Source organism: Pseudomonas sp. BN505 (assembly GCF_029873175.1).
GTDB lineage: Bacteria > Pseudomonadota > Gammaproteobacteria > Pseudomonadales > Pseudomonadaceae > Aquipseudomonas > Aquipseudomonas putida.
The window spans coordinates 172,920-198,493 of sequence record NZ_SSOI01000027.1; the positions used below are offsets into that span (position 1 = coordinate 172,920).

Annotated in this window: 23 protein-coding genes and 1 pseudogene; 17 read left to right on the top strand and 7 right to left on the bottom strand. The window is 59.7% G+C overall.

The window, feature by feature from the left end:
- Positions 1 to 39: 39 nt before the first annotated feature.
- Positions 40 to 996: a LysR substrate-binding domain-containing protein gene (locus E8E78_RS06720; RefSeq protein WP_049273502.1), complete on the top strand. Its 957-nt coding sequence runs from the start codon at positions 40 to 42 to the stop codon at positions 994 to 996.
- On the opposite strand, the gene E8E78_RS06725 is transcribed toward E8E78_RS06720, so the two are convergent.
- A complete protein-coding gene (locus E8E78_RS06725) occupies positions 978 to 1,847 on the bottom strand; it encodes an AraC family transcriptional regulator (RefSeq protein ID WP_061203824.1) in 870 nt (289 codons plus the stop codon). The two genes, E8E78_RS06720 and E8E78_RS06725, sit on opposite strands and share 19 nt — an antisense overlap.
- A gap of 129 nt (positions 1,848 to 1,976) precedes the next feature.
- Entirely contained in the window at positions 1,977 to 2,393 is a 417-nt protein-coding gene (locus E8E78_RS06730) for a GFA family protein (protein ID WP_080889228.1), read from the bottom strand.
- 216 nt (positions 2,394 to 2,609) lie between these two features.
- Here E8E78_RS06730 and E8E78_RS06735 point away from each other — a divergent pair, with 216 nt between their 5' ends.
- The 5 genes from E8E78_RS06735 (at position 2,610) to E8E78_RS06755 (ending at position 6,464) form a co-directional block, all read left to right on the top strand.
- Complete coding sequence (locus tag E8E78_RS06735; RefSeq protein ID WP_049273506.1) at positions 2,610 to 3,137, top strand: DUF3455 domain-containing protein; 528 nt, start codon at positions 2,610 to 2,612, stop codon at positions 3,135 to 3,137.
- A 108-nt stretch (positions 3,138 to 3,245) separates the two neighbouring features.
- The gene (locus E8E78_RS06740; RefSeq protein WP_080889229.1) at positions 3,246 to 3,794 is read left to right on the top strand and encodes a sigma-70 family RNA polymerase sigma factor; all 549 of its coding nucleotides are present in this window, start codon (positions 3,246 to 3,248) and stop codon (positions 3,792 to 3,794) included.
- Positions 3,791 to 4,498, top strand: a complete 708-nt coding sequence (locus tag E8E78_RS06745; protein WP_049273510.1) for an anti-sigma factor — start codon at positions 3,791 to 3,793, stop codon at positions 4,496 to 4,498. The genes E8E78_RS06740 and E8E78_RS06745 overlap by 4 nt, the downstream gene beginning before the upstream one ends.
- A 95-nt stretch (positions 4,499 to 4,593) precedes the next feature.
- A complete protein-coding gene (locus E8E78_RS06750) occupies positions 4,594 to 5,055 on the top strand; it encodes a MerR family transcriptional regulator (protein ID WP_049273512.1) in 462 nt (153 codons plus the stop codon).
- Positions 5,056 to 5,210: 155 nt separating this feature from the next.
- Positions 5,211 to 6,464 carry an NADH:flavin oxidoreductase/NADH oxidase family protein gene (locus E8E78_RS06755; protein ID WP_049273514.1) on the top strand — a complete coding sequence of 418 codons (1,254 nt, stop codon included), beginning with the start codon at positions 5,211 to 5,213 and terminating at the stop codon, positions 6,462 to 6,464.
- Between the two features lie 28 nt (positions 6,465 to 6,492).
- On the opposite strand, the gene E8E78_RS06760 is transcribed toward E8E78_RS06755, so the two are convergent.
- From E8E78_RS06760 to E8E78_RS06775, 4 genes are all read right to left on the bottom strand, one after another.
- Positions 6,493 to 7,716, bottom strand: coding sequence for an amidohydrolase family protein (locus tag E8E78_RS06760; RefSeq protein ID WP_049273515.1), 1,224 nt, complete (start codon positions 7,714 to 7,716; stop codon positions 6,493 to 6,495).
- A gap of 47 nt (positions 7,717 to 7,763) precedes the next feature.
- A complete protein-coding gene (locus E8E78_RS06765) occupies positions 7,764 to 8,021 on the bottom strand; it encodes a DUF2790 domain-containing protein (RefSeq protein ID WP_049273517.1) in 258 nt (85 codons plus the stop codon).
- A 66-nt stretch (positions 8,022 to 8,087) separates the two neighbouring features.
- On the bottom strand, positions 8,088 to 8,558 hold the full coding sequence (cynS, locus tag E8E78_RS06770) for a cyanase (RefSeq protein WP_049273519.1): 471 nt from the start codon (positions 8,556 to 8,558) through the stop codon (positions 8,088 to 8,090).
- 26 nt (positions 8,559 to 8,584) lie between these two features.
- Entirely contained in the window at positions 8,585 to 9,244 is a 660-nt protein-coding gene (locus E8E78_RS06775) for a carbonic anhydrase (protein WP_016500698.1), read from the bottom strand.
- A 112-nt stretch (positions 9,245 to 9,356) separates the two neighbouring features.
- Between E8E78_RS06775 and cynR the strand changes: the two genes are divergently transcribed.
- The 8 genes and pseudogenes from cynR to E8E78_RS06815 all read left to right on the top strand — a co-directional run.
- Entirely contained in the window at positions 9,357 to 10,268 is a 912-nt protein-coding gene (cynR, locus tag E8E78_RS06780; RefSeq protein WP_049273520.1) for a transcriptional regulator CynR, read from the top strand.
- Between the two features lie 221 nt (positions 10,269 to 10,489).
- Complete coding sequence (locus E8E78_RS06785) at positions 10,490 to 11,008, top strand: sigma-70 family RNA polymerase sigma factor (RefSeq protein ID WP_049273522.1); 519 nt, start codon at positions 10,490 to 10,492, stop codon at positions 11,006 to 11,008.
- On the top strand, positions 11,005 to 12,030 hold the full coding sequence (locus tag E8E78_RS06790; RefSeq protein WP_232861351.1) for a FecR family protein: 1,026 nt from the start codon (positions 11,005 to 11,007) through the stop codon (positions 12,028 to 12,030). The genes E8E78_RS06785 and E8E78_RS06790 overlap by 4 nt, the downstream gene beginning before the upstream one ends.
- 146 nt (positions 12,031 to 12,176) lie before the next feature.
- Positions 12,177 to 14,603, top strand: a complete 2,427-nt coding sequence (locus E8E78_RS06795; RefSeq protein WP_053092273.1) for a TonB-dependent siderophore receptor — start codon at positions 12,177 to 12,179, stop codon at positions 14,601 to 14,603.
- Positions 14,604 to 14,880: 277 nt separating this feature from the next.
- Positions 14,881 to 15,408 (top strand): sigma-70 family RNA polymerase sigma factor, encoded by a 528-nt coding sequence (locus E8E78_RS06800; RefSeq protein ID WP_049273524.1) that lies wholly within the window; start codon positions 14,881 to 14,883, stop codon positions 15,406 to 15,408.
- Complete coding sequence (locus E8E78_RS06805) at positions 15,405 to 16,346, top strand: FecR domain-containing protein (RefSeq protein WP_059396094.1); 942 nt, start codon at positions 15,405 to 15,407, stop codon at positions 16,344 to 16,346. Before E8E78_RS06800 ends, E8E78_RS06805 begins: the two co-directional genes overlap by 4 nt.
- A gap of 84 nt (positions 16,347 to 16,430) precedes the next feature.
- Positions 16,431 to 18,908 carry a TonB-dependent siderophore receptor gene (locus tag E8E78_RS06810; RefSeq protein ID WP_280312833.1) on the top strand — a complete coding sequence of 826 codons (2,478 nt, stop codon included), beginning with the start codon at positions 16,431 to 16,433 and terminating at the stop codon, positions 18,906 to 18,908.
- Positions 18,909 to 18,984: 76 nt separating this feature from the next.
- Positions 18,985 to 20,115 (top strand): annotated as a pseudogene (locus tag E8E78_RS06815) (PepSY domain-containing protein); the annotation flags it as partial.
- A 692-nt stretch (positions 20,116 to 20,807) separates the two neighbouring features.
- Here E8E78_RS06815 and E8E78_RS06820 read toward each other — a convergent pair.
- Complete coding sequence (locus E8E78_RS06820) at positions 20,808 to 22,328, bottom strand: NCS1 family nucleobase:cation symporter-1 (RefSeq protein WP_059396096.1); 1,521 nt, start codon at positions 22,326 to 22,328, stop codon at positions 20,808 to 20,810.
- A gap of 296 nt (positions 22,329 to 22,624) precedes the next feature.
- Between E8E78_RS06820 and E8E78_RS06825 the strand changes: the two genes are divergently transcribed.
- The 3 genes from E8E78_RS06825 (at position 22,625) to E8E78_RS06835 (ending at position 25,483) form a co-directional block, all read left to right on the top strand.
- Positions 22,625 to 23,659, top strand: a complete 1,035-nt coding sequence (locus tag E8E78_RS06825; RefSeq protein ID WP_059396097.1) for a L,D-transpeptidase — start codon at positions 22,625 to 22,627, stop codon at positions 23,657 to 23,659.
- A gap of 85 nt (positions 23,660 to 23,744) precedes the next feature.
- Positions 23,745 to 24,461 carry a murein L,D-transpeptidase catalytic domain family protein gene (locus E8E78_RS06830; protein ID WP_049273531.1) on the top strand — a complete coding sequence of 239 codons (717 nt, stop codon included), beginning with the start codon at positions 23,745 to 23,747 and terminating at the stop codon, positions 24,459 to 24,461.
- Positions 24,462 to 24,652: 191 nt separating this feature from the next.
- On the top strand, positions 24,653 to 25,483 hold the full coding sequence (locus E8E78_RS06835) for a DNA-binding protein (RefSeq protein ID WP_280312830.1): 831 nt from the start codon (positions 24,653 to 24,655) through the stop codon (positions 25,481 to 25,483).
- Positions 25,484 to 25,574: the final 91 nt, after the last annotated feature.

Here is a 25,574-nt window from a genome sequence, read left to right on the forward strand (position 1 = left end):
CCCTCGGGCCGGCAAGATTGCTGAGGTGATTGTGGTGAGATGGCCAACCCGGTACAAATCATCTCTCGTGACGGTATGAAAGAGAAAAACTACGCTATGCGAGCCGATACCCCGATGAAGGCCATTGTCTGTTTCGACGCTGTCATGCGCACGGGCAGTGCGGTACTGGCAGCTCAGCAACTGTTCGTCACGCCTGGGGCGGTGGGACAACAGATTCGCAAGCTGGAAGACTGGCTGGGTACCTCTCTGTTCGTGCGCAGCGTGCGCAGACTACAGCCGACCGAACAAGCACTGCGCTATTGGGCGCAAGTCAAGCCAGCGCTTCAGCAGCTTGAACACGCCAATCTTGCGCTGCAGCGCAGCGGCGAATTCGACGTGCATCTGAGCCTGCCACCCGCGTTCGCGAACACTTGGTTTGCCCGCCGGATGCCTGATCTGACCCGTTCGTATCCAGAGTTGAAGCTTCACGTGAGCGCATCCGTGGCGCCTGTCGACTTTCAGTCGGGCACTTATGATCTGGCCGTACGCCATTTCGACGGCCAACCCCTCGACCTCCAGGTGAAGTTGCTGCTGCGTGATGAAGCTCGCGTCTATTGCAGCCCTGAATACCGCGAGCGTCTGCAACTGTCCGTCATCGAGGACATGGTACGCGCGACAGTGCTCTATACCACCTCTCACGCCAATTGGTCGCGATGGTTAGGGCAAGTCGGAATGTCCTTCGACAGGTTGAAGAGCGACTTGCGTTTCGATCAGTCGGAAATGGCCATCGATGCTGCACGGCGCAGCCAGGGCATTGTGCTGACCAGCCCTTGGTTGGTGGAGGACGACGTGGCGCAGGGCAGTTTGGTACAGCTGTTCCCCCATGTCCTGCTGACTGGGAAAAACTATTACCTGGTCCATAGTAACGACCGGCCTTTGGGCGCGGCTGCTCGGCAGTTGTTTGAGTGGCTGGCTGCTGCTGCCACCCTTGGCCCGGCCTACTTCAGCGGTACATAGATATCCGTTTCCCACTGCTCCAGTGGCGTTTCCGGATACACGCTCAGGTATTGGAAGAACAACGGATGGTCGCGCAGTTCTTCATTGCTCGACGGCAACCAGTCCCGGTACAGCGGGTAGATGGTTTCGCCAATGTAGTCAGGCGAGCCGCTATGCCGAAACACGGCACAACGGCCCGCCGGTATAACCCGTTCATGCACACCGAACTCATTGGGCTGCACGGCCTCGTTCATCTCCCCACAAACGGCGAAGCGAAAGGCGTGGGGCGGGGTGGTGTCGGGGTTGTCGTAGGGGATGCCGAAGGTGCGGCTGCTGGCCACCGACGACTGGCCGCTGTTTATGCGCCATTGGCGAAAACGCGCAACGCTTTCACCGACCAGGCTGGGCGGCCCTCGGTGTTCGAGCGCGGCCACGCGGGTTTCGGCGAACTCCACTATACGGATCTGCATGGTGATACTCCTGCAAAGGCGTGGAACAACGAATACCGCACTCCAGGCCTGCCAGTTCGGCGCCTTGGCGAACACGCTCGGCGCCATGCCGAACGCACGCTTGAACGCCCTGGAAAAGGCTTCGGGGCTTTCGAAGCCGGCGCCGAATGCGGCGTCCAGAACGGGTGTTGCGGGCAAGGCGACCAGTTGGTGCGCCGCACGTCGAAGCCTCATCAGTTGCACATACCGTGAAACCGGAACGCCCATGTATGCCGTGAACTGCCGGTGAAAGTGAAACGCCGAAAAGTTGGCGATGCGGCTCAAGGCATTCACCGACAGGTCACCTTCGAGGTGGCTGTCGATGTAGGCAAGCACGGCTTCGAACCGTTTTGCATAGGCGGGGCTGTGCTGTGAGTCAGTCAACGAGCGAAGTCTCCGGAAGGTGCGGTGAGCGCTAGCATCCGTTGTTAAGGCATCGAGGTGCCTAGCCGTGATTGCTCTGTTGCGGATTATCCTGACGCTACCGTGGATGGCAGCGCCGTTGCATCGAACTCAGCGGTCAACTGATCTGCTCTTGCAATCAGACGGGATGAACGGAAAGCACCAAGGGGCAGCAGAGTCGACGTGCAGATGTTTCTGCTTCTTGGGCAGGAACGGTGTATCAAGCGTGCCCAGTGCTATCGAAACCCAGTCGGCAAACTCACCTTCGGAGCGTGACCAGAACAAGGTCGAGCCGCACTCTACGCAAAATTCCCGCACCACCGTCGGCGAAGACGCATAGGTCTTGATACTGGTGGCGCCACGAAGGATGCGCAGCATGCTACGCGGAACGCTGCCGTATGAAGCGAATGCTGCCCCGTGCCCTTTGCGGCACTGGCTGCAATGGCAGTGGCTCACAGCTTTTGGCGTGGTAAGCAGCAGGTAACTGATCGCTGCGCACAAGCAGCTTCCTTGGTATGACTCTTTCACTGGCGCTTCCGTGCAGGTGGAAAACGCCAGCGTAACCGCCCCGGCGTGATCAGTCGACCGTGGCACGCCTGCACACCTGCTTCGCTGTCAGCACGGTATCGATAACGAGTATGCAAAATTATTGTTGAGCCGGTGCATCCAGAACGGCACCCGATGGGTAGTTCTTATCAGGCAGTCGGTGATTGCCTGACCCATGACCCCCACGGAGTTCGCCCCATGATCATCAAGCCCGCTCTCTCCCTGCTCGCCGCCTGCCTTGTACTGGCATCTGCCCCCGCCCATGCCCAGTCGGGCGTCCCGGAGGCGGTCAAGGTTCCCGATGGCCACTCCATCATGCTGGAAACCGTCGGTGTCGGTGAGATCACCTACGAATGCCGCGACAAGGCCAATGCGCCAGGCCAGACGGAGTGGACCTTCGTCGGCCCCAAGGCGGTGCTCAATGATCGCAGCGGCAAACCTGTAGGTGACTATTTTGGTCCTCCGGCCACCTGGCAGGCCAAGGACGGTTCGAAAGTCACCGGCACCCAGCTTGCCGTCGCCCCGGCGGCCAAAGGCGATATCCCGTATCAACTGGTCAAGGCCAACCCTGCCGAGGGCAAGGGCGCGATGCAAGGGGTCAGCTACATCCAGCGCCTGGCGACTCGCGGTGGCGTAGCGCCTTCTGTGGACTGTACGGCGCAGAGCAAAGGCGCGCAGCAGAGGGTCAAGTACCAGGCGGACTACGTGTTCTGGTCCGCCAAGTGACGAGGGCTTGAGCGGCACGCCAGCGATTGATCATCTACGCTGCTGGACGTGCCCCAGGCCGCTAAGCCAGGGCACCGTCCAGGTTTCATGATGAAGGAACGCCCCATTTTGAATTCGCCCGTTGTTCCATTTGATTTCGAGGGCTGTCTTGCCGCTTGTGCCCAAGGAGACCGCCACGCCTTGCAGGCGCTCTATCAGCATGAGGGGGCACGTTTGCTGGGCGTCGCACGGCGCATCGTGCGCGATCAGGCGAGCGCGGAGGACATCGTTCACGATGCCTTTGTGCGTATCTGGACACGTGCTGCCAGCTATGACCCATCGCGCGGTTCAGCCCGAGGCTGGGTGTACAGCATCACCCGTCACCTGGCGCTGAACTTCGTGCGTGACGGCCGCTGGGAAACCGACCTGGGCGAGCCTGGCATGATCGCGGCTGTAACCCTGCCCCCGGAACTGGACGACCTGCAACTGTGGTCAGGCTCGGCGAAAATCTATCGCTGCCTTGAGCAACTGCAACCCGCTCCCCAGCGTTGCATCCTGCATGCGTATGTGGACGGTTGCAGCAATGCCGAAATCGCAACCCTGCTGGGTGCGCCGTTGGGCACCGTGAAGGCATGGATCAAGCGAAGCCTGAAGGCCCTGCGGGAGTGCATGACATGAAGCGTACCCCGGGTGATGAGAGCGCCGAGGACCTGGACGACCTGGCAGCCGAGTATGTGCTGGGTACCTTGAGTGGCGAGCAGCGTGCTGCCATGCAGGACCGGTTGAAAACGGAGCCGGCCGTAAAAGCCGCAGTTGATGCCTGGGAGGCCCGCCTGCTTGAACTGACCACGCAAGTTGAACCCGTCACGCCAAGCCACCGCTTGTGGGGCCGGATCGAGCGCAGCCTTGAAGAGGCTTACCCGCCAGTGCATCCACGCGCTGGCTGGTGGCAGCGGCTTGGACTCTGGCAGGGCTTGAGCGCTGCGGGGCTTGCAGCAAGCTTGCTTCTGGCCTTGGCGCTGTTGACCAAGGCGCCGCCTGTGACCACCTACATGGTGGTGCTCGTGGCGCCGTCGGGCCAGGCCCCGGGTTGGGTAGTGCAAGCCAACGATGCCAGCATGATCGAACTGATCCCCCTTGGCGTGGACGATGTGCCCGAAGGCATGACCTTGCAGTTCTGGACCAAGGGCGAGCAGTGGCGCGCACCTGTTTCGCTGGGGTTGGTCAAACCGGGCGAACAGTACCGCGTGCCGCTGAGGCGCTTGCCTGCGCTTGAGCCGAACCAGTTGTTCGAGCTGACCCTTGAGAAAGCGGGGGGCTCTCCTACGGGTGCTCCAACAGGCCCGGTCAAGTTCATCGGCCGCGCAGTGAAAGTAATATGACGTAGGCGGGCCCCAGGCAATACTGATTCGCTTGGCTGACCGATGACTCCAGCTTTAAAGTCAACTCGGGGTCGATAGCATTTTCAGGGTGGGTTATGAGAATTGGCGAACTGGCGAAAATCAGCGGGTTGGCACCGTCACGCATCCGGTTCTACGAGGCAAGCGGCTTGATCAGATCTGTCGAGCGCAAAGCGAATGGCTACAGGGACTACGCGCCTGAGACCCAATGGGTGCTGGAGATCATCACCGGAGCGCAGGCGGCGGGGTTTTCATTGGAAGAAATACGGCAGCTGATGCCGACGAATGCCAGCGGCTGGCAGCACGACCAGTTGCTCAGTGGACTCAAGCAAAAGGTTGAGGAAATTGGTGTTCTGCAGCGCCGGCTAGCGCAGAACAAAGCGCAGCTTCTTCTCGTCATCCAAGGCATCGAGGGTAAGCCCGAAGGTATGGAGTGTGCGGAAAATGCGCAAATGCTGATCAATCGTTTGCGTGAAGAAGGGGTTGGCCAAGCCTCAGGCAAGCGTGCAGTGAAATCCGCGTCCCGGCGGGCGCCGTGAAAGGGCTGGCAAGACAGCTGTCGGCCAGGATCAGGGTATACATGTCGATCAGGTAGCGAGCTTGCCAGGGGCTGGTGCGATGAACCTGAAAAAGCTGTTGACCTTAAAGTTTACTTTAATCTTAAGGTGGCCTCATCTTCAGTTGAGGACTGCCCATGAACGTATTCGACACCCTGATGCTTCCCAACGGTTCAACCATCAAGAACCGAATCGCCAAAGCCGCCATGGAAGAGAACATGGCGGACGCCGATCAGGCGCCTTCCGAAGCACTGATGCGTCTCTATCAAGCATGGGCCGACGGTGGTGCCGGCCTGATCATCACCGGCAACGTGATGGTCGACGGCCGCGCGATGACCGGGCCGGGTGGCGTGGTGTTGCAGGACGACCAGCAACTGCACAAATTCAAGCGCTGGGCGCGTGTGGGGCGATCCGGCGGCGCGCAGTTCTGGTTGCAGATCAATCACCCAGGCCGGCAGATGCAGGCGAACCTTGGGCAAAAAACCTGGGCACCTTCGGCCGTGCCGCTGGAGCTTGGCAAGATGTCCAAGCATTTTGTCACGCCGTATGCAATGACCCCTGGCGTGATCGAAGAGGTTATCCAGCGCTTTGCGAATACCGCACGCCTCGGCGAGCGCGCAGGGTTCACTGGCGTGGAAATCCACGCTGCCCATGGCTATTTACTGAGCCAGTTCCTGTCGCCGTTGACCAACCAGAGGACGGACGAGTGGGGCGGGGCTCTGGAAAACAGGGCACGCCTGTTGCTCGAAATCGTCAAGGCGGTCAGGGCTGTGGTTTCCGCGGATTTTGCAGTGGCGGTCAAGCTCAATTCGGCTGACTTCCAGCGCGGAGGCTTCAGCGCCGATGACGCGAAAAGGGTAGTTGGGTGGCTCAACGACCTGGGCGTGGATATGGTGGAGTTGTCGGGAGGCAGCTACGAAGTACCGGCCATGCAAGGTGAAGCGCGCGATGGCCGTACCCTGGCTCGCGAAGCATATTTCGTCGAGTTCGCCCGTGAGATCCAGACCGTCGCCAGGATGCCGGTGATGGTCACCGGCGGTATACGTCGCCGCCCGGTGGCCGAAAGCGTCGTGCAGCGTGGTGTGGACATGGTCGGCATCGGAACCGCGTTAGCCATCGATCCGCATTTGCCTCGTGACTGGCTGCAGGGCAGGGACAATGCCCCGCAGTTGCCGCCGATCACCTGGAAAAACAAAGCCCTGGCAGCCTTGGCGAACATGGCAGTAGTGAAGTACCAATTGCGCAAACTCAGCCGAGCTAAAAAGCCCGACCCGAGTGTTTCACCAGTGCGCGCGCTGATCTTGCAACAGCTCTCCATGGCCGTTCGTACTCGCCAGTATCGGAGGTGGATAGAAAAGGCTTCGCATAATGGGCTGGGAGACGCAGGGTGAGCATGCCCTGGAACACTCCCCGATGACCTCAGAATGCGACTGACCTGCGGTGCTCAGCGGTTGCCACCACCCTGCCGCGCTTGAGTACCATTAGCCGTGTCGGCAGGTCGAGAATGACATCGGCCACGGCCCGGCAATCCACCATCACCAGGTCGGCATCATTGCCCACCGCCAAACCGTGGCGTTTCAAGCCCAAGGCTTTGGCAGGGTTGGTCGTGAGCATCGACAACACGGTGGCCTGATCATCCGCGCCGCCCAAGTGGCACGCGGGAATGGCCAGTTGCGCAATGTGCAGCAGGTCGCCAGTGCCATACGGTGTGAATGCGTTGCGGATGTTGTTGGTGGCCAGGCAAACCGTGACACCGCCGTCGCGCAGTGCACGCACCGGTGTCAGGGTGCGTCTTACATTGTGACTGTCACCCCGAGCCCCCAGGTGCAGGTCGGTGGCGGGCAGGCACATCACGCTGATGTCGGCCTCACGTAGCAACGCAATCACCTGTGCCTGTCGCGCTGGCGAGGCGGCGGCCAGGCTGGTCAGATGCCCAACGCAGACCCGTCCTTGGTAGCCTTCGGCAATGGTTCGACGTGCCACGTACTCGATGGTCATGTGCTCGGCGTCATCGGCGAAGTCCTGGTGCAAGTCGATGTCTTTGCCGTAGCGCTTGGCCAAGTCAAAGACGAAATCAATGTGCTCCAGCGGCGACACGTCGTTGTAGGGAATGCCGCCCACCACATCGGCGCCCATCTCCATTGCCTGGGCCATCATGGCCTGCATGCCAGGCAGCTTGAGAATGCCTTCTTGCGGAAAGGCCACGACCTGGATGTCGATCGCCTCTCGGAACTGCTCGCGCAACTCCAGCACCACTTCGAGCCCGGTGAAGCCTTGGGCGGGGTCGAACTCGGCATGGGCACGTACATGCGTGGTACCGGCCTGAACCAGTGCACGCAGCACCTGGATCGAACGTTCGCGGATATCCTCACGGGTCAGTGTGGGCTTCAGTTCGGCGGTGACGGCGATCGCTTCCTTCAAGGTGCCGGAACGGTTGGCCTTGCGGTGCATCACGTTGGCTTTTTCCAGGTGCAGGTGGCCTTCGACAAACCCGGCAACAAGCACTTTGCCGTCGCCTTGGATTTCGTGCGCTGCGGTGGTGGCGATGTGTTGCGCGATCTCGGCGATTCTGCCTGCTTGCACGGCCACATCTACCAGTGGCTGGGTGTCGTCAATGCGTACATTGCGAAAGATAAGGTCCATCAACTTCAGTCCTCATATAGAGTGCTGCCGCGCTGCGAAGGCCGGGCTCAGTTATTCGAGCAACCATTGCCCATCACGCGGTACTCAAGCACATGCTCATTGCCTTGGGAGTCTTCGTACGTCATGCGAGCGGGTACCACCTCGCAGACATCAGGTACCTGGCTCATGGAAATGACGCGAGCGATATCGAGGTGCCGGGAGTAGCTGTATTGTTCAACCGGTGCCTGCTCGACCTGTTGCTCGACGTCGGTCGCCATCGCCACGTTGCACAGCCCGCCTAGTATCAATGCGAACAACGCTTTCAATTTTGATCACCTTCAGGTTGTGGCTCGGCCGCAACATTGCGGCCGAGCCCATGTGTTGCAGCCAGATCAGAACGGTTTGGTGGGCAGGTATTTGCCATCCAGGGTGATCACCGCGCGCGAGCCACCCTCGGGGTCTTCGACTTTCTGGATGTCCAGCTTGAAATTGATGGCACTGATGATGCCGTCGCCGAACTTTTCATGAACCAGCGCCTTCAAGGTGGTGCCGTACACCTGCAACATCTCGTAAAAGCGGTAGATGGTCGGGTCGGTCGGGACGCCATTTTGAATGCTGCCGCGCAGTGGCACGGTCTGCAGCATTGCGATGCCGTCCGCGTCGAGGCCGAGCTTGTCACCTACCACCTGGGCGGCGCTCGCCGGCAACGGGTGCTGGCCCAGCAGTGCTGCGGTGACGAACGCTTCGGACAAGCCGGTGCCTTCGGTGATCTGGGAGAACGACAGGTCTTTGCGGGCTTTGGCCAGAAGGATGACTTCGCTCAGGGCAAGGCGGGCGTTCTGGCTGATTTGCGATTGGATCATGGTGTTTCTCCTTGGTTGAAAAATACTTAGGCAACACGCTTGGGTTGATGGGAAACGGCGTGTACTTCGGGGTTGTGGGCGAGGGATACGAACGTGCCTGTACCGCCATCGAAGGCCTCGATCAGCCCGCTTTCGATGTCGTAGATCCAGCCATGCAATGTCACGCGGCCTTCTTCCAGGGCCAGGCGCACCGAGGGGTGGGTCTGGATGTTGGCAAGCTGGGCGATCACGTTTTCGCGCACCATGGCCTCGACCTTGGCCTGCGGGCCGAAATGGTTGCGGGCTTCGTTTACCACTCGTGCGGAATCGGCGTAGCGCAGCCAGCCGGCCACTGCGGGCATGTGGTCCAGGCATTTGCAGGTGGCGATGGCCGTCATGGCACCGCAATCGGAATGGCCGCAGATGACGATGTCGGAAACCTGCAGGGCCGCCACAGCGTATTCCACCGAGGCCGATACGCCTCCAGGCTCGGGGCCGTAGGACGGCACGATGTTGCCTGCATTGCGGATGACGAACAGGTCTCCGGGTTCACGCTGGGTGACCAGCTCCGGCACCAGGCGGCTGTCGGAGCATGAGATGAACAGGGCACGTGGGCTCTGCTGGCTGGCCAGGTCCTTGAACAGTTTGACGCGCTCGGGGTAGGCCTCTTTCTGGAACTTCAGAAACCCGTCGATGATGTCTTTCATGGTTGACTCCTTGAATGACGCGATGTGTTGAAGCAAAGGTTACGCAGCCCTTTCAATAAGGTAAAAGTCTGATTTATGATCTAGTAGATCAGATAATCTTATAGGTGCGTCCATGCTTGCCCGACACATCCAGTACTTCATCGCAGTGGCAAACCATCTCAGTTTCACCCGCGCCGCAGCGGCGCTGCATGTGTCTCAACCGGCCTTGTCGCAGCAGGTCCGGCAGCTGGAAGAGAGCCTCGGCACAACGTTGTTCGATCGCTCCGGCCGTACCACGCGGCTGACGGATGCCGGCGAGGTGTATCTGCGCTATGCCAAGCGGGCCGCGCAGGAACTGCAGGAGGCAAAACGAGCCATTGATGACCTCGGCGATCTGAGCCGCGGGTCACTTAGGGTGGGGGTAACGCCGACATTCACCAGCTATCTCGTTGGCCCGCTGGTTGAAGCGTTCCATGGCCGCTACCCGAACATCACGCTGGTGGTGCGAGAGATCGCCCAAGAGGCGATGGAAGAATTGTTGTTGGCCGACGAGGTTGATGTGGGCATAGCGTTCGACAGCGGCCATCATCTGGACCTGGAGGCCCAAGCGCTCCTGGTCGAAACCCTCGCGCTGGTGGTAGGCAAGCAGCATCCCCTCGCCACGACGGCCAGTATTGGCCTGGAGGCGTTGAACTCAGAATCGCTGATACTCTTGAGCGCCGAATTTGCCACGCGTGAGCAGATCGACAGCTATTGCCGCCAGCACAACATTCGGCCTCACGTACAAGTGGAAGCCAATACCATCAGTGCGCTTATCGAAGTGGTCAGCAGGACCAAGCTCTCGACCTTGTTGCCGGCCACCATCGCCCAGGCTCACGAGCAGTTGGTCGCTATCGAGCTTGACCAGCAGCGCTTGCAGCGCACTGCTGTTCTGATGCAACGAAAAGGGGTTTATCAAACGGCTGCAGCGAGAGCCTTTGTCGAACTGGCGATGAAAGTGGCCAAGCAACTTGAGGCGCCCGGCTGCTCCGCCCGGTTGATGTAGAAGGGCGCGATTGGCTGTTATCGACCCAAAGCTGCCCTTCATTGATGGCGATCAGGGTCCAGCAGCGGGTCCGATCATCACCTGATCAGCAGCCTGTCACCATCGCCAAGCGATATGCTCGACATTGTCAAGTCCACTCGAAGCCCATTTAATAATGCTTCTCAGTTAGTGTAGTATTCGCCGCTCTCCGGCGGAGCCGGTTTACCGACGTAGGGCTGAGCATGTCGCGCATTGGCACCTCTGAGTTGCTGACCAACTTCCATGAGCACTACGCGGAACTGATGGCGTTCCTGGCTCGGCGGCTGGGCAACGTCGAGCAGGCTGCCGATGTAGCGCAAGACACCTACCTGCGGTTGGTCAACCTTCCTGCCGGCGAACCGATCCAGGAGCCGCGCGCGTTCCTGTTCCGCATCGCCGGCAACCTGGCCATCGACCGTATGCGGCGCGAGGGGCGGTTCAATGCCCTGCATGCCGACGAGTCGCAAGCCCTGGAGGTCTGCGACCCACGCCCTTCACCCGAGTCGGCGCTGATGACCGATGAGGCCTTGGCGCAGCTCGATGTCGCGATGGACCAGTTGCCCACCAACGCACGCCTGGCGCTGCTGCTCAATCGTCTCGAGGGGCTGACGCATGCCCAAATCGCCACCAGGCTCGGCGTGTCCGAGAGCACTGTAGGCAAGTACATCGTGCAAGCGGTACGTCATTGTCGCGACTCCTTGAGCAAGAAGGAGTGGATATGAACCGCTTGCCTTATTCGGACACCACCCCCCAGACTCCGACGCCTCCTCATGCTGCTCAGCTTGCAGAAACCATGACCGATACCGTTGATCCTTTCGAGCTGGAAGACCAGGCCATCGAGATGCTGGTGCATCTTCAGTCCGGCCGGGCTACTGCAGCCGACCACTTGGCCTATGAGCGCTGGTGCCAGCGCTCCGAGGCCCATGCCCTGGCCGCCAGAAAGTCCGAGGCGTTGTGGGGGGCATTTGCGCACACGCCGAAAGCCCAACAGTTCGTCGCCCTAAGCCCGCGCAAGCGGCGCAGACCCGCACGCGCCTTGTGGGCGGTGGGCCTGGCCGCGTGCCTGGCGCTGGTTATGATCAGTGCAGGGCTGCTACGGCCTTGGTCGGCCCTGTATGCCGATCAGGTGACCGATGCTGGCGAGCGGCGGGAAGTGCGCCTGCAGGACGGCAGCGTTGTCTGGATGAACGCAGACACCGTGTTGTCGGTGGGCTACAGCCAAAATCGACGCGGTATCACGCTGTATCAAGGGGAGGCGCTATTCGAGGTAGCCAAGGACCCATCGCGGCCTTTCATCGTGCACGCGGCGCAAGGAGATGTGCAGGCCGTCGGCACCCGATTTGATGTAAACCAGCGCGGTGACGAGGTGACCGTGCAGGTGAGCGAAGGCATCGTGCAGCTCAGTTCGGGCGGGCAGAGCTTGCGCCTGCCGGCCGGGCAATCCTCGGCCTATCGGCGCGGTGTGGCGCCGCAGCCGGGCAAGGCGGTCGATGTGCAGAACGTCGCCACCTGGCAACGCGGCAAATTGATCTTCAACGCGCGCCCGCTGGGTGACGTGCTCGCCGAGCTCGACCGGTACATCCCCGGCATTGTGTACCTCACCGATAAGACGCTGGCGGCCCGGCGCATCAGCGGCATATTCGAGGTGGATGATCCACAGGCTGCCCTGGCCGTGCTGGAGCAGACGCAGCCCCTGCGTATCACCCGGTTGCCGTTGATCACCCTGGTGCGGCCGAAAGACTGACGCCGCACCCTCTCTCTTCCGCGCAGCGCCTTGCAAAAAAAATGAAAATTCTTTGGCAAGGTCCTGTAGGTCGCTTCGTCGTAAAGACGAAGCGCGAATCATTCACATAAAAGTCGCGCAGCCAACTCTAGGGAAAGGTTGCTGTCATGCTGCATATCTGCGTACGTACCCGCGCACAGTCGTTGCGCCAAGCGGTGGCATTCGCCGCCTTGTTCGGCCTCCTGGCACCGGTCGAGGCCCAGGCCAGGGCTTCAGAAAGCTCAGCTGTCACCCAGGTCTTCACCATCGTTGCCCAGCCACTGGACAGCGCACTAACCCGTCTGGCCGACCAGGCCGGCCTGCGCATCATTTTCAATTCTGACGAGATAAGCGGAATGCGCAGCGCTGGGCTGCGTGGGGCCTACACGATCAACGAGGCGCTCGAGCAACTGCTCAGAGGCAGTGGTTACGGCTACGAGTACGTAAATGACAAGACGCTGACCTTGCGCAAGATAGCGGCGGATTCATCAGCGCTGGAGCTGGGCGCTACCGATGTGAATGCACTTGGGCTGGGGGCGACTACCGAAGGGACTGGCTCCTACACCACTGGCCTCACCAGTACCGCAACCCGGTTGGGGCTCTCGCCGCGAGAGACGCCTCAGTCCATCAGTGTCGTCACGCGCCAGCAGATGGACGACCAGAACATGCAGTCGCTGGAAGACGTTGCCAAGGCCGCGACGGGCATCAGCACGGTCAAAGGGTTTGGCACAGAGCGCCCGCTGTACTACTCACGCGGGTTCCAGGTCGACGACCTGCAGTTCGATGGCCTGCCGAGCAGTGTCACCGAAAGTTTCTCGATGGACGTCATGTCGGTGAACAACATGGCCATGTACGACCGGGTGGAGATTGTCCGCGGCGCCAACGGTCTAATGCAAGGCGCAGGTAACCCGTCTGCGGCGATCAACATGGTGCGCAAGCGACCCACGCGTGAATACCAGCTCAAGGCGGAAATCAGCGCCGGCTCGTGGGACAACTACCGCACCCAGCTCGATGTCGGCGGCCCGCTGAACGCAGAGGGCACCCTGCGCGGCCGCACGGTGCTGATGTACAACACGAAAAACAGCTACCAGGACTACGCAGGCAAGGACAACCAGCTGTTCTACGCCATCGGCGAAGCCGACCTGAGTGACGCGACCACGGTCGCGCTGGGGGCGTCCTTCCAGCAGGACAACAACAACGGCTACGACTGGGGTGGTTTGCCCACCCACCTGGACGGCAGCTCGTACAACTTCTCGCGCTCGAAGTCGCTCGCCGGCAAGTGGGCCTATCTGGACAAGATCAACCGCAACGTCTTCGCCGATATCAAGCACCGCTTCAACGAGGACTGGAACCTCACCGTCGCCACCAACCTGATCTGGTCCAACGCCGACTTTCTTGCCCAGGTTGGCTATCACACCTACGAGACGGATTCGACGATGCAGTATTGGCCGAACAGTGCCCGTTACGATGACGAGCAGGTCAACCTCGACGCGGCGCTCAACGGCGCATTCACCCTGCTGGGGCGCAAGCATGAAGTGGTGATAGGGACCAACATGCGGCGCGACAGGCTGCAGTACGTCACCGGCTCGGCCAGTGAGAACCCCACCGTCGACATCCTCGACTTCGACACCTCCACGTTCCCCAAGCCGCAGATAGTCGGCAGCCTGACGCCCAGCCGGCATGTGCGCAAGGACAAGGGGGTCTATGTCGCCACGCGCCTCAATCCGTTGGATGATCTGCACGTCATTCTTGGCAGCCGCTTGAGCTGGGTCGACTATGACACCCAAGGCCCGTGGGAAACCGACCGGTTCAAGGAAGATCGCAAGGTCATTCCCTACGGCGGCATCGTCTACGACCTCACGGACAACACCTCGGTCTACGCCAGCTACACCGAGATCTACAAGATGCAAAGCACCTACAGTGTCGACAACAAGTTGCTGGAGCCCACTACCGGCAGCAACTACGAGGCTGGCGTGAAGAGCGAGCTGTTCGATGGACGTTTGAATACCGCCGTCGCAGTGTTCCAGGTGGATCAGACCGGCCTTCCACAGGTAGTGCCCGAGGCCGGGCGCGTGTGCGGGCCGACGCGCGATGCGCGGTGCTACACCGAGGGTGCCAAGGTGCGCAACCGCGGGTTCGATGCAGAGGTTTCAGGTGAATTGATGCCCGGTTGGAACGCGTCGATGGGCTACACCTACAGCCATCCGAAATACGTGGCCGGCGCCAGCAAGGGCGACACCTATGGCACCGAGAACTCGCCACAGCGACTGTTCAAGGCCGCCACCACCTATCAACTGCCCGGTGGGTTCGACCAATGGCGAGTGGGCGCCAACCTCTACCATCAGAGCAAGCTGTACCTGAATGATATTACCCAGAGCGCCTACAATCTGGTGGACTTGAACGCCAACTTCCGGATTGACCAGAACCTCAGCGTGCAACTGAACCTCAACAACGTTTTTGACGAGAAGTACTACACCGCGATTTTCAGCCAGGATACTGGCAACTACTACGGCGAACCCCGCAACTTTGCCGTTACGCTGCGCTACGAGAACTAGTCTCCAGTCGCCCATTTCGGAACACTTTGAATCGCCCCTTCGGCAGATACTGCCTAAAGGGCGACTCTTGGCTTTTAGCCGATCTGAACCAACGGCCGCTTTGGGTCGATACCGGCCGGTCTGGGAAGACCGCTTTCGGCCCTTAGCTGTCATTCACCGTTTTAGTTTCATCTGTGTCTAGAAATTCTCCTGAAGCGAACAGTTCGGATTGCAAAGCCCGAGGCTTTTCTTATAATCGCGATTAATTCCCATTCATATCTAGAGCAGGAAGCACTCGGTGTCCTACGCGCACCCTCCCACCACCTTCCATCGCGAAGCGGTCCATGACCTCTACCGGGATCATGCACAGTGGTTACACAGCTGGATCCGCAGACGCCTTGGCGACAATGATCGGGCCGCTGATGTTACGCAGGACACGTTCGTGCGCCTGATCAGCAGTGCAATCAGGCAGGCACCACGTGAACCACGTAGCTACCTCGCTACTGTGGCCAGACGTGTGATGATCGACCAACTGCGTAGGCGAAACCTGGAACAGGCTTACCTGGATTTCCTGGCTCGCCAACCGGCACTGGAGGAGTGTTCCCCCGAAGAACGCCTGCTCATGCTGGAAACACTCATGCAACTGGATGCCATGCTCGACGGGCTCGGCAACAAGGCGCGCCAGGCCTTTTTATACGTGCAACTCGATGGCTTGACCTATCCGCAAGTGGCCGAGCAACTTGGCATCTCGGTGAGCTCCGTCACGAAATACATGGCAAAGGCCACCGAGCATTGCCTGCTGTTCGCTTTTGACGCGCAGTTGTGAACCCAGCCAATCAACGCCAGGCCCTGAAAGAGGCAGCCCAATGGCACGCAAGGCTTTGCGGCAACCCATGTTGCGCAGTTACCCAGGCACAATGGCAAGCATGGTGTGACGCGGATATCCTGAATGGCTGGGCCTGGATACAGCTGGAGCAGCTTCAGGCAAGCTTTCATGGTGTATCCGGCCCCTTGGCACGGCATGCGCTTGCAGCAGGTGCGATCGAACCTGCGCGGCGCACCGTGCTCAAGGGGCTTATGCTCGCGCTCGGCGCCACCGGGGTTGCCTGGACAGGCTGTCGCAATGCCCCCATATGGCTCGCCGGTACGCGGACCGAAACGGGCGAGCGCCGTCGGATTACCTTGGACGATGGCACGCGCTTGTCACTCAATACACGCTCTGCGGTAGACATCCAGTACAACACCGAGCAGCGACTGATTACGCTGCGGCAGGGGGAGATCTTTGTCGAGACGGCACCCGATCCACGTCCAATGTGGGTCCGCAGCCCCCATGGTGCCATGCGTCCGCTGGGTACCCGCTTCGATGTACGACTGTTTCCAGACCACACCAAGTTGGTGGTAGTCGAGCACGCCGTCGAAGTGCGCAACGCTGCGACCCGTCAAGCGGTCAAGGTGAATGAGGGGATGAGCCTAGCCTTCGATAACGGTGTCCTGCCCGAGCCCAGCATCGCCGAGCTCGGGATGACTGAGTGGAATATGGGCCGTCTGGTTTTCGATGATTGGCGCCTCGACCGGGCACTCGCCGAGCTTCAACGTTATCGCCCCGGCTTGCTGCGGTGCAGCGACGATATTGCAGGCTTGCGCCTCTCCGGGGTTTATCCGCTGGACGATAGCGATAGCGTCCTGGCCGCCATCGCTCAGGCATTGAAGCTGAAAATCGAGACCCGCACGCGCTACTGGGTAACATTCACATCGCTCGGATAAAAAATCTGCCGACCGTTGTCGGTTTGGCTTCTCTCGTACGAGCTCTTTTACAAAACGCCCTTCCCGGCATTGAAAGGAGCCGTCATGCCGCGCATCGTACACCGCACCAAAGCACGTCGCACACTCATTACTCCCCTGCTGCTGGGCGGGGCAATGTCAATCCACGCGGGGTTGCTGTACCCCTTGTTTTCACCTGCTGCGTCGGCTCATGCCGAACAGGCTGTGCGCGACTACAATATTCCCTCCGGGCCGCTCGGGCCTGCACTCAACAGGTTCGCCAAGGAAGCCGGCGTAATGCTGTCGTTCAACGCGGCACTGACGCAAGGGCTCGAAACAGATGGGTTGAGAGGGCGACTCAGCGTCGAGCAAGGGTTTACGCGACTCCTGGCTGACCATTCGCTACAAGTACTGCGCATTGAAAACCGTTATGTGCTGACCACCCGTGTCGAGTCCGATTCAGCGATGCAGCTAGGCGCGACCAGCATTAACGGACAAGGCTTGGGCACGACCACCGAAGGCACCGGATCCTACACAACCGGTGCCGTGACCATTGGCAAAGGCGAGCACAAGCTCAAGGATATCCCCCAAAGCGTTACGGTAATGACCCGCAAGCGCATGGATGACCAGAACATCAAGGACCTGCCCGACCTGTTCGCCAATGCCACCGGCATGACCTTTGCCAAAAGCCCCGGCACCGGGGGCTTTATCACCTCACGAGGCTTCGAGATCGAGTCGCTGCAGTACGACGGTGCCCCCATGACCCGCGGCATATACGCGTTGGGCAGCTACCTCACCGAATCCACCGCGTTCTATGACCGAGTGGAGCTGCTGCGTGGCGGCGCAGCGCTGTTGCAAGGCGCCAACAGCCCGGGCGGTGCGGTCAATTTGGTGCGCAAGCGCGGTCACGCCAAGCCGACGGTGACGCTGACTGCGCAGGCCGGCTCCTGGGACCATTACGCGACACAGGCAGACTTCGGTGGCCCGCTGAACGATGCCGGCACGGTGCGCGGTCGATTCGTGGCTGACTACGACACCCGCAACTCATTCATCGACGAAGTGGGCGGCTGGGAGCAGAAAGTTTACGGTGCCCTGGACTTCGACCTGTCAGATGACACCACCCTTGGGGTAGGTATCAGCGACCGCAAAACGCGCTTCACTCCCATGGTAGCCGGCCTGCCTCGCTACAGCGATGGTCGTGACATCGGCCTGTCCCGCTCGACCTATACCGGCTCTGACTGGAACCGCGGCATGACGGAACAGCTTGCCGTGTATATCGACCTGGAACACCGGTTCAACGACCACTGGAAGTTCAAGACAGCGGCTGTCGGCATCAACGAACGCAACGAAATGACCTACGCCTATGTCGTCGCGCCCACGGGCGTAGCGGCAGACGGCAGCGGTGTAGCGAACTGGCGGTATGCGACAGACTTCAACTCGCACAGCCGTGGACTGGACATGTTCGCAGATGGTGACTTCAACGGCTTCGGATTCGATCAGGAAGTTGTGCTGGGTGCCAACTACTCGCGCTACACCAGCGACAACACCATGGCCGTGGTGCGTAGCACAGGGGCAAACATTTTCGACCTCGACAATCACCTTTCGTATGAAGACTACGACAGTATTGCAACCCGCGGTACACGGACCGACAGCCAGTACAAGATCGAGCAGAAAGGAATCTACGGCACATGGCGCGTCAAGCTGACTGATCCTCTGACCCTGATCGTGGGCGGCCGCACTAGCTGGTACAAATACGACTACGAGGCCCAGGTCTACCAGAGCAATGTATTCAGCTACGACTCCAGCAGTCCCAAGGCCAACAATGGCGTGGTCACACCCTATGCTGGCCTAATCTACGCACTGACTCCCGAGTGGTCGGCCTATGCCAGCTATGCCGATGTGTTCATTCCTCAGAGCTCGATCGGTGTTGGCGGGTCGACGATCGAGCCAATCACAGGCAGTAACTACGAGGTCGGTGTCAAAGGCGGGCTCAATGACGGTCGGCTCAACACCTCGCTGGCGCTGTTCCGTTACGATCACGAAAATCGTGCAGTCCCCATCCTCAACACTGAATCGCTGTGCGGTGGATCGAACTGCTCGGAGGCTTCCGGCAAGGTGCGTAGCCAGGGTCTTGAGGCAGAAATCAGCGGTGAAGTGCTGTCAGGCCTGCAAGCGTCTGCCAGCTATGTCTACAACACGACCAAGTTCATCAAGGACAATACCTACGAAGACAAGATCTTCTCCACCTGGACACCCAAGCATGCGGTGCGCGTGTGGACCGACTACACGCTGCCAGGCGATTTCAATCGTTTCAGCGTTGGCGCAGGCTTCAACAGCCAGAGCAGCACCGTGGCCTACGACCGCAAGTTCGACAACTCGGGCTTCACCATCTGGAATGCGCGTATCGGCTACAAGGTGAGCGATGAGATCGCTGTGGCGGTGAACTTCAACAATATCTTCGACAAGGTCTACTACGTACCGTCGTACGCGGCAGTCAGCGCAAACAACTATTACGGTGACCCTCGCAACGTCATGTTCACTATGAAGTACACGCCTCAATTCTGACAAACCACAGTGCCCATGGCATGCAGCCACATGCCATGGGCACGCGCGTTTATCTTCCAAGACGAAGCCTGACTCCATGTTCAAGAAATCCCGCTCGAAGCTATGGTTCCTGGTGCACAGCTGGTTGGCTTTGCCGATCTGGTTCTTTGCCCTGGCCGTTTGCATCACAGGCACAGTGGCGGTCATCAGCCAGGAGCTGGTATGGCTGGCGAACCCCGACATTCGTGCCAACAAGCCTGCGAACGATGCCCATCGGCTCGGCTACGACGAAGTGATCACGGCAATCGCGAGCCAGAACCCGAAACTGGATGTGCAGTACATACTGCGGCCTGACGAGGCGCACTTTGCACTGCAGGTCCAGGTAGTGCAGCCGGATCACACCACGCAGAACCTATATGTGAATCCCTTTACAGGCAAGATCCAGGGTACTGCGCCAGGCTTCGATTTTCGCGGTTTCACTCGGGCGTTGCACGGATGGTGGCTAGTGCCATTCACCAATGGCTACCCGTGGGGCTGGTATCTGGTTTCGCTGCTGGCCATGCCCATGCTTGCTTCGCTGGTCACCGGCCTCGTGGTGTACAAGCGTTTCTGGAAAGCGTTTTTCAAGCCGACATTGCGTTTTCACCAGGGGGCACGGATTTTCTGGGGCGACTTCCACCGCCTGAGTGGCATCTGGTCGATCTGGTTCATCGCGATTATCTCCATTACTGGGCTATGGTTCCTGGTCCAGGCGGTGTTGGCGGACAATCAGATTTCCATTTCCAGCCGAAGCCCGGTAACCGTCCTGGCGCGCGAAGACGTCCCGTTGATGCAAGTTGCAGAGCGCCCCGGCACGGTCAGTCTGGAGGAGGCTATTTCCCGATTCTCACAGCAGGTTCCAGGGTTTGAAGCATCGTTCGTTCGAATGCCGGGTAACGCGTATGACACGCTTACTGTACGCGGGCGTGGCGCCTACCCCCTCATGAATGAGAGCGCCAGTCTGGACCCCTACAGTGGCCGCATCATCGCTTCACACAAATTGTCGGATCGTAAACCGTTGGAGTTTGTAACCGAGTCCATGCGACCGTTGCACACGGGTGATTTTGGTGGCTTGGGATTGAAGCTGGTGTGGTTCGGCTTTGGACTGATACTGAGCATGTTGGTGCTCAGTGGCCTGCTGATGTGGAGCAAGCGGACGCTGCAAGCGACATCGGCAGCGATCAAACGTGGCAAGACCACACCCGCGCAGGTATCACCACGACGCCAGGTCTGGCTGAAATGGCGGTTCCATCTGAACGTACTATTGGTTGTGGTGCCCGTGCTTTTCCTCCCCAGATACTTCGCGGATCAGGCCTTGTTCAAAGGAGTAAGTGGGCTTGGAGAGCGGGAAATCGGTGTAGTGCCGGTGGGACCATGGCATGTTCGCCTGGCCGAATTCCGTGCTCAACCACCCCGATACGAGGGGGCGGCAGGTTACATCAAGAGTTTTAGCGCTGCGCTATGTGAAACCTGCATTAGCGAGGTGAAAGCTACTTACCTGCGTTTAGGCAAGCCCCGTAATCTGCGAACCGCCGGAGGCATCTTCTTTGGATCGGCCCACAGCATGGGCGTTTCAATTCCAGTATCAGTGAATACGCCCGAGGAGGCATCGTTATGGGTGACCATGGAGGGGTGGGATGGCTCGTTGCATCAAGGCTCTGTTTCGCTCAAACAGGCATCGCCTGCGACGTTAATCTGGTTGCAGCACACCAGAGATAGCGAACATTCGCAATGAGCATTGGTCAGCGAGCCGGCCAGAACAGCAAAAATCTTTGGGGCGTGTTTCGAGTATGGAGCAGCTATCGAAATCTTAGGTCATGCAGGGGCCCTGAGTGTCCGTAATGGTCGAAAGCAGCCACACGTGGCTGCTTCCAATCCCGGTCAGTGCTGCGCGCTATCTACGGCAATGCTTTCGCCGGACACTTCCTGGTATCTGGCGCTGCGATTGGCAATGGCGTAATGAATCAACCCGCCCAAACCAGCCCCGAAGAACCAGGAGAACTGCGACAGCGTCTCGAACGCCGGCACCAGCGCCAGCACGATGGCGATCAGCGCAGCGGGGATAAACGCCGCGACGGCGCGCAGGTTGACCCCGCCGCTGTAGTGGTAGGCGGCCTCCGGGCTTTCGCTATACAGCTGCGGTAGATTCACCCGGCTGCGCCGTATCAGGTAGTAATCGGTGACGATGATGCCGTACAGAGGGCCGAGCAGGGCGCCCAGGCCGCCGAGGAAATACACGATCACGGACGGGCTGTTGTACAAGTGCCAGGGCAGGATTACCACCGCGATCGCGGCGCTGAGCAAGCCTGCGCGGCGGAAGTTCAGCAGGTTCGGCGCCAGGTTGGCGAGCACGTAGGCCGGGGCGACGAAGTTGGCCATGATGTTCACTGCCACGGTGACGATCAGGAAGGCCAGGCAGGCCAGTACCAGGCCGGCGGTGTTGGGGATGGCGGCGACGATTTCGGTCGGGCCCTGCACCAGCTTGCCGTCGATGCTGAACTGCGCACCGGCCAGCACCACGGCGATCAGCGCGAAGCCGAGCATGTTCACCGGCAGGCCCCAGAAGTTGCCCACGCTGATGGTGCGCCGGTCCGGGCAGTTACGGGTAAAGTCGCAGAAATTGAGAATCATGGTGCCGTACAGCGAGACCCATAACGCGGCGGCGCCGAGCACTTTCAGCCACATTGTGGAGCCGGTTGGCGCGTTGCCGCTTGACCAGGCAATCGACAGGCCGCTGCGCCAGTACATCCAGCCCGCCAGGCAGGCGAAAGCCACCAGGATGATCGGCCCGGTGATGGACTCGAAGCGGCGCACCATCTCCATGCCGTAGGCGAAGATCGCCACCTGCACGCACCAGATGCCGAGGAAGGTGAGCCAGCCCAGGGTCGACAGGCCGAGGATCGAGTTCTGGTCGTAGGCCTTGAGGTCTGGAGCGATGGCGGTCAGCAGCACGCGCAAGACAACCGAGGCGAGGTAGGTCTGGATGCCGAACCAGGCGATGGCGATCACCGCGCGGATCAGTGCCGGGATCTGCGCCCCATGAATACCGAAGCTGATCCGGCACAGGACAGGGTAGGGCAGGCCGGTCTTCTGGCCCATGTAACCGGACAGGTTCATCAGGCCGTAGATCACCAGTGCGCCGAGCGCGAAGGCGCAGAGGATCTGCGCGCCGCTCAGGCCCAGGGCGAAGAGGCCGATGGCGAACGAATAGTTGGCGATGTTATGCACATCGTTGGTCCACAGGGCAAACAGGCTGTAGCGCCCCCAGGTGCGATTTGCCGCGCGGGTCGGTGCAAGGTCGGCACTATACAGGCGCGGGCTCAACGCCAGCGGGCTGCGCCCAGCCGTATCGGCGGGGAGAGCATCGAGCTGGTCAACATCGGAACGTGAAATCGACGCCATCGGGACTCCGTGATTGTTGTGTACTTTTATTTTTGGATTTGTATACAAACAAGAATCATACCAACCCATGCGTATGGCCAGATCTAGGGTTCCAGCGCCTTCATCTGGCAAGTTCCATGGCGTGCGCTGCGCTTTTAAGTGGGAATTTTGTGCACAGCTACGGTGCACAGTTGTTACCCTCAGCGCCCGGTCTGACCTCGTGGAATTCCGACAGCCTGGGCCGGTGCATTGAACGTGTGGCTTTGCGGGTCATGTTCCGACTAAGCTGGCGGCAGGGTTCTTTGGGGGGCAATAGGATGTTGCATGTAACGCTCGGACTGGGTCTGTTACTCAGCGCTGCCTTGGTCGAAGCGGCCCCACTGCAGGTGCCCACCCCGGCCGCACTCAGGAGCCAGCTTGAAAGCCTAAAGCCTGGCCAGTTTCTCTGGTACCCGCAGGTCTCGCCGGTGGGGCCGGTGACCGTAGTGGTCAGCCTTACCGAGCAACGTGTTTACGTTTATCGCAATGGCATTGCCATTGGTGTCAGCACCGTGAGCAGCGGCAAGGCAGGGCGGGAAACCCCCACCGGGGTATTCAGCATTCTGCAGAAGAAGGTCGAGCATAAGTCCAGCCTCTACAACAGCGCACCGATGCCCTACATGGAGCGCCTGACGTGGGACGGCATTGCCCTGCACGCAGGCCATCTACCGGGGTACCCCGCCTCGCATGGTTGCGTGCGCCTGCCGATGGACTTTGCCAAGAAGCTGTACGAAGTCACCGGTTTCAGTTCGACCACCGTTATCGTTTCCGATACCAGCAGTGCCCCGGTGGAGGTCTACCACCCCGGCGTGCTGGCGCCCACGGTCAGCGATGGCAAGGCTCAAGGCCCGCTGATGCTGAGCAACCAGCAATTCTGGAACGACCCAGACCCCACGGCAGGGCCCCTGTCTATCCTGATCAGCCGCGCCGACTTGCGTGCCTACGTGTATCGCGGTGGCCAGTTGGTCGGCTCGGCGCCAGCACTTTCGCCCGAAGGCAGCCAGCATCGCAGTGGCATGGCCGTGTATTCCCTGCTGCAAAAACCATCCGCCCTGGCACTCGATGGCGCGCTACCCTTACGGTGGTCGGTGGTGGGCCTGAGCAACCCGGAGTACGGGAATACCCCCTATGAACAACTGGGCCAACTGAACATCAACCCGGAGTTTCGCCGTCATTTACGCACGGCGATGGACGTCGGCACGATGCTGGTGATCACCGACTGGGCGTCGACCCGGGAAACCCGCACCGAAGGAAAATTCACGGTGATCAGCACCGAAGGCAGTGAAGAATCTAAACCATTGGTCAAGAAGTGATCGGCTTTCCTGAGGTAATCAAGCAAAGTAGCCGCTTTTGGCTGCAAACAAGGCAAGAAAAGACAGGTTTTCAACAGGGTATTCAATGTCGATGTTCGAACCATTGCGGGGAGCCTTCCGGTTCTCAGCGGCCAGTATTGGCCTGTTTTTACTCAGCGCCTGGCATGCTGCCTACGCGCAACCCCTGCCTAGCGCTGCCGAGCTGCAGCAGTTGGCGCCTAACGCCAGCCTTTCGACCCTGGCCCTGGCACTCACCGCCTACGCGTGCGCCAGTCACAGCGACGCGGACAAGTTGCTGACGGTGATCGATTACTCCAAGGCTTCGCGTGACAAACGCCTGTGGGTGTTCGACCTGCGCGCCAGGAAGCTGTTGTTCGAGGAGTGGGTCGCCCATGGCAAGAACAGCGGCGCTGATGTGCCGACCACGTTTTCCAATGCGCCGAACAGCTACCAGTCCTCCATCGGCCTGTACGAGACGGGGCAGACCTACAGCGGCAAGCATGGCCGCTCGCTGCGCCTGCAGGGGCTTGAGCCGGGGTTTAACGATAACAGCATGTCGCGGGCGATCGTGATGCATGCCGCTGCGTATGCCGACCCCAAGGTGGTGCCCGGCCTCGGTCGCCTGGGGCGCAGCCAGGGCTGCCCAGCCGTGCGACCAGCAATTGCCGGCAAGTTGATCGAAACGCTGCAACGCGGCAGCTACGTGTTTGCCTATTACCCGCAGCAAAACTGGCTGAAAACATCGCGTTTTCTTAACGCCCAGAGCTGCCCGCTGGCCAATCAGTCGGTCGCCAGTAAATAGGGCCTTTGCTGCGTGCCTCGGGTCAGGTCAGGTCGCGCTTTTGACCTGCTGGCCATCAAGCCGTCGCTAGCCATATTGGCTGGTTGTGAAGTCAGTGATGATATTATGCGTCGCGCAGCGGGACAGTGGCGGCTGGCTAGCCGGAAGGTTGTCATTGTGCTGGCGCAAGTCATTGGCCGTGGAGGGTATTGATGGAGGTCTGTTACGACGCGGAACGGATGACGCTGAGTTGTGCTCAGTTATCAACAACTTTAGGCAGTAACGAAAGCGATATGTTGCTTGCCCTGATAGCAGGCATTACTGATAAAGAGGCGATAATTTCCCAGGTATGGGGTGGCCGGGGCTTGGTTGTCTCTGACAGCAGTTATTACAAGACAGTGCATGCGCTTCGTTCGAAGCTTGTTGATGTTGGTGTGCCTCGAGACAGTTTGAAAACATTGCCTAAGCGCGGTTTGATACTTCTGTGTGAAATCACCATGGTTTCCGCGGGCGCTGCAGTTGAACGGGTCATGCCATTGCACCTCGAGCAAGTCAGGCCTCCAGCATCAACAGGCGCCAGTGAGCAACCCTTTGGCAATGACAGCAAGCAAACCGGCTCAAGTGAGGCTGCACCTGGCAAGGCGGAGCTCGCTGAAGAAAGGCAGACCTCTGTTATTGCCCCGCTTCCATTGCGTGACGGATGGACAAGAAGAAATAGCCACTTGTTTTTGCCGGCTCTCGCCTTTCTAGGTGGGTTGCTCCCTGTTATCTATGCTTACCTCATGTTTCACAAGCCGCCGGACCTGGAGGCCTGGAAGCGTGTATGGGAAGGGCAAGGTGCAGCGCTGTACGTCGAGCAGAGTGAAAGTATGTCCAAGGATGATGTATTAACAGCGATGGCCGGGTTCGAGCCGGCGTTGGTATTGAAAGACAGCAATTATTATGTCCGCAAGCCCCTCAGTCAATTACTCATAAGCTGTGTAAAGCCTGCAAGCCACGGGGAGGCGTTGTGCGTAAATTATCTGCGCGTTGGCAAAAAGTGATTGGCCTTACGTCACTTCTCTCGGTATTGATCTTTGCAGGGTTGATAAGCAGGTATGCGGTATCGGTATACAGAGATATTCCTCGGGCCCC

Bases quoted from the DNA above. Each gene is read 5' to 3' on its own strand.
- E8E78_RS06745 (WP_049273510.1), top strand. From the start codon at position 3,791: ATGAAGCGTACCCCGGGTGATGAGAGCGCCGAGGACCTGGACGACCTG.
- E8E78_RS06820 (WP_059396096.1), bottom strand. From the start codon at position 22,328: ATGGCGTCGATTTCACGTTCCGATGTTGACCAGCTCGATGCTCTCCCC.
- cynR (WP_049273520.1), top strand. From the start codon at position 9,357: ATGCTTGCCCGACACATCCAGTACTTCATCGCAGTGGCAAACCATCTC.
- E8E78_RS06835 (WP_280312830.1), top strand. From the start codon at position 24,653: ATGGAGGTCTGTTACGACGCGGAACGGATGACGCTGAGTTGTGCTCAG.
- E8E78_RS06735 (WP_049273506.1), top strand. From the start codon at position 2,610: ATGATCATCAAGCCCGCTCTCTCCCTGCTCGCCGCCTGCCTTGTACTG.
- E8E78_RS06750 (WP_049273512.1), top strand. From the start codon at position 4,594: ATGAGAATTGGCGAACTGGCGAAAATCAGCGGGTTGGCACCGTCACGC.
- E8E78_RS06720 (WP_049273502.1), top strand. From the start codon at position 40: ATGGCCAACCCGGTACAAATCATCTCTCGTGACGGTATGAAAGAGAAA.
- cynS (WP_049273519.1), bottom strand. From the start codon at position 8,558: ATGATCCAATCGCAAATCAGCCAGAACGCCCGCCTTGCCCTGAGCGAA.
- E8E78_RS06785 (WP_049273522.1), top strand. From the start codon at position 10,490: ATGTCGCGCATTGGCACCTCTGAGTTGCTGACCAACTTCCATGAGCAC.
- E8E78_RS06810 (WP_280312833.1), top strand. From the start codon at position 16,431: ATGCCGCGCATCGTACACCGCACCAAAGCACGTCGCACACTCATTACT.
- E8E78_RS06760 (WP_049273515.1), bottom strand. From the start codon at position 7,716: ATGGACCTTATCTTTCGCAATGTACGCATTGACGACACCCAGCCACTG.
- E8E78_RS06825 (WP_059396097.1), top strand. From the start codon at position 22,625: ATGTTGCATGTAACGCTCGGACTGGGTCTGTTACTCAGCGCTGCCTTG.
- E8E78_RS06790 (WP_232861351.1), top strand. From the start codon at position 11,005: ATGAACCGCTTGCCTTATTCGGACACCACCCCCCAGACTCCGACGCCT.
- E8E78_RS06795 (WP_053092273.1), top strand. From the start codon at position 12,177: ATGCTGCATATCTGCGTACGTACCCGCGCACAGTCGTTGCGCCAAGCG.
- E8E78_RS06775 (WP_016500698.1), bottom strand. From the start codon at position 9,244: ATGAAAGACATCATCGACGGGTTTCTGAAGTTCCAGAAAGAGGCCTAC.
- E8E78_RS06755 (WP_049273514.1), top strand. From the start codon at position 5,211: ATGAACGTATTCGACACCCTGATGCTTCCCAACGGTTCAACCATCAAG.
- E8E78_RS06830 (WP_049273531.1), top strand. From the start codon at position 23,745: ATGTCGATGTTCGAACCATTGCGGGGAGCCTTCCGGTTCTCAGCGGCC.